The sequence below is a fragment of the Mesorhizobium sp. M1E.F.Ca.ET.063.01.1.1 genome (genome assembly GCF_003998155.1).
Taxonomy (GTDB): domain Bacteria; phylum Pseudomonadota; class Alphaproteobacteria; order Rhizobiales; family Rhizobiaceae; genus Mesorhizobium.
Genome location: NZ_RZSC01000785.1, coordinates 1 through 2,657, shown reverse-complemented (window position 1 = coordinate 2,657; position 2,657 = coordinate 1). Strand labels below are relative to the sequence as shown.

At 65.0% G+C, this 2,657-nt stretch carries 3 protein-coding genes; 2 read left to right on the top strand and 1 reads right to left on the bottom strand.

Annotated features, from left to right (window positions below; genetic code table 11):
* The coding region (locus tag EOA29_RS32270) for a cupin domain-containing protein (protein ID WP_145969924.1) at window positions 1–180 on the bottom strand (180 nt) is incomplete at its 3' end.
* Window positions 181–321: 141 nt separating this feature from the next.
* On the opposite strand from EOA29_RS32270, the gene EOA29_RS32265 reads away from it, so the two are divergent.
* Window positions 322–2,157 carry a monovalent cation:proton antiporter-2 (CPA2) family protein gene (locus EOA29_RS32265; protein WP_126093777.1) on the top strand — a complete coding sequence of 612 codons (1,836 nt, stop codon included), beginning with the start codon at window positions 322–324 and terminating at the stop codon, window positions 2,155–2,157.
* A gap of 11 nt (window positions 2,158–2,168) precedes the next feature.
* Window positions 2,169–2,657, top strand: a 489-nt coding sequence (locus tag EOA29_RS32260; RefSeq protein ID WP_127222136.1) for a DUF924 family protein, incomplete at its 3' end; no start/stop codon positions are given.

The window sequence follows — 2,657 nt, the reverse complement described above, 5'->3', positions numbered from 1 at the left end:
GCACGGACCCTGGCCGACAAAGTGAAAGCGAAGCAGTGGCTGTTGCGGAAAGGCGATGCTCCATGGATGTCGGAGCTCGCAGCGGCCATAGTTGACGCCACTCAGGTGAAAGTCTTGCAGGACTTCGCTGAGCGCATCCATCGGGATATGTGGAGGCGGGCGGGACGAATAGTCAGGCATTTGGCTTTTATAGATGCCAAGCGTCCGGCAAGCAAGCGGAGGCCGCTTCAACGGCACCCTACCCTTCCTGGCAGGCCTCCCGCCCTTGCCTCCCGCTCCCGCTGCATGCAAGGAGTGCTTCGAAACAACGGGATGATTGGCATGGCGGCTGAAGCATCGAGCAGCGATCTCGTACAGGTGGTGGCGCTGCTTGCTGCCGGCGTGGTCGCCGTGCCGATCTTCAAGCGCATGGGGCTGGGCTCCATCCTCGGCTATCTGGCGGCGGGCGTGGTCATCGGGCCGTTCGGCCTACGCGTTTTTTCCGAATCGGAGGCCATCCTTCATGTCGCCGAGCTTGGCGTCGTCATGTTCCTGTTCATCATCGGCCTCGAAATGCAGCCGTCGCGGCTCTGGGGCCTGCGCCGCGAGATCTTTGGGCTCGGCGCGCTGCAGGTCGGCGTCTGCGCCCTGCTTCTGACCGGCGTCGGACTCGCCGGAGGTTTTCCGATCGCTCAGTCCTTCGTCGCCGGCGCCGGCTTCGTCCTGACCTCGACGGCTATCGTCATGCAACTTCTCGAGGAACGCGGCGAGATCGCCACGCCCAAGGGCCAGCGCATCGTCTCGATCCTCCTGCTCGAAGACCTGATGATCGTGCCACTTCTGGCACTCGTCGCGTTCCTGGCGCCGGGCGGCGCCGACACCAGCCTGTCCGAACGGTTCACCGAGGTTGGCATCGGCGTCGCGGCAATCGTCGGGCTGGTGGTGGCAGGACGCTATCTGCTCAACCCGCTCTTCCGCATCCTGGCCGATGCCCGCGCCCGCGAGGTGATGACGGCCGCGGCGCTGCTCGTGGTGCTTGGGTCGGCTCTAGCCATGCAGCTTTCCGGCCTGTCGATGGCGATGGGCGCTTTCCTCGCCGGCGTGCTGCTCTCCGAATCGACCTTCCGCCATCAGCTCGAAGCCGACATCGAGCCGTTCCGCGGCATTCTGCTCGGCCTGTTCTTCCTTGCCGTCGGCATGTCGCTCGATCTCGGCGTCGTCGCCCGGAACTGGCGGCTCGTCGCCATCTATGTCGTCGCCTACATGATCATGAAAGCGCTCGGCATCTACATCGTCGCGCGCATGCTCAAGAGCGGCCACCGCGAAGCGCTCGAGCGCGCCGTCTTCATGGCGCAAGGCGGTGAGTTCGCCTTCGTGCTCTATTCCTCGGCGGCCGCGGTCGGCATCATCGACGGCCAGGCCAACGCCACGCTGACCGCCATCATCATCATCTCGATGGTGCTGACGCCGTTGGCAATCGTGGCGCTGCGCTACCTCACGCCGCGCGACGAGCAATCGCTGGAAGGTGTCGACATCGCCGACGGCCTCACCGGCAGCGTGCTGATCATCGGCTTCGGCCGCTTCGGCCAGATCGCCAGCCAGCCATTGCTTCTGCGCGGTCTCGACGTCTCGATCATCGACAACGAGGTCGAGATGATCCAGGCGGCGGCCGATTTCGGCTTCAAGGTCTATTACGGCGACGGCACCCGGCTCGACATCCTGCATGCGGCCGGCGCCGGCCGGGCGCGCGCCGTGTTGATCTGCGTCGACAAGCCGGACGCAGCCGTGCGCATCGCGCAACTGATCAAGTCCGAATTCCCGTTGGTCACCGTTATGGCACGTGCCTTCGACCGGGGAACCGCGCTGCAGCTCATCCGCGCCGGCGTCGACTATCAGCTGCGCGAAACCTTCGAATCGGCGCTGGTCTTCGGCGGCTCGGCGCTGGAAGCGCTGGGCGTCGACCCGGAAGAGGTCGCCGATGTCATCGAGGACGTCCGGCGCCGCGACACCGCCCGTTTCGAAACGCAACTGGCCGAGGGCGTGCGCGCCGGCCAGCGTTTCCTCAAAGGCAATATCGGCACGCCGATCCCGACGCCGCTGACCCAGCCACGCCGCGCCGGCCGGGCGCTGAACGAAGAGACGGCCGGCGTGCTGAACAAGGCAGAGACGAAGAGCTGAAAGGGTAATGCATGTCAGAGCTCGACGCGCGGGCGCTTTCCGTCACCAAATTCTGGCGCGATGCCGGCGAGGACGCCTGGTTCGAGAAGAACGACGCGTTCGACGCGGATTTGCGCAATCGCTTCCTCGGCCTGCACCATGCCGTCGCGCGGCGCGAATGCGACGACTGGAACGCGCACGCCGAAGGATCTCTGGCGCTGATGATCCTGCTCGACCAGTTCCCGCGCAATTGCTTCCGCGGTACCGGACACATGTATGCGACCGATCCGCTGGCCAGGCATTTCGCCGACAGGGCGATCGCCGCCGGCCATGACCTGGCGCTCGACCAGGCCTTGCGCGTTTTCCTCTATCTGCCCTTCGAGCATTCGGAATCGCTCGCCGATCAGCAGCGGTCGGTGGAACTCACCACAGCCAAGGCCCCGGACTATCTCAAATACGCCAGGGAGCACCTGGAGATCATCCAGCGCTTTGGCCGCTTTCCGCATAGAAACAGGATGCTG

Excerpts from the sequence above, each read along its gene's own strand:
- EOA29_RS32265 (WP_126093777.1), top strand. The coding sequence starts at position 322 with ATGGCGGCTGAAGCATCGAGCAGCGATCTCGTACAGGTGGTGGCGCTG.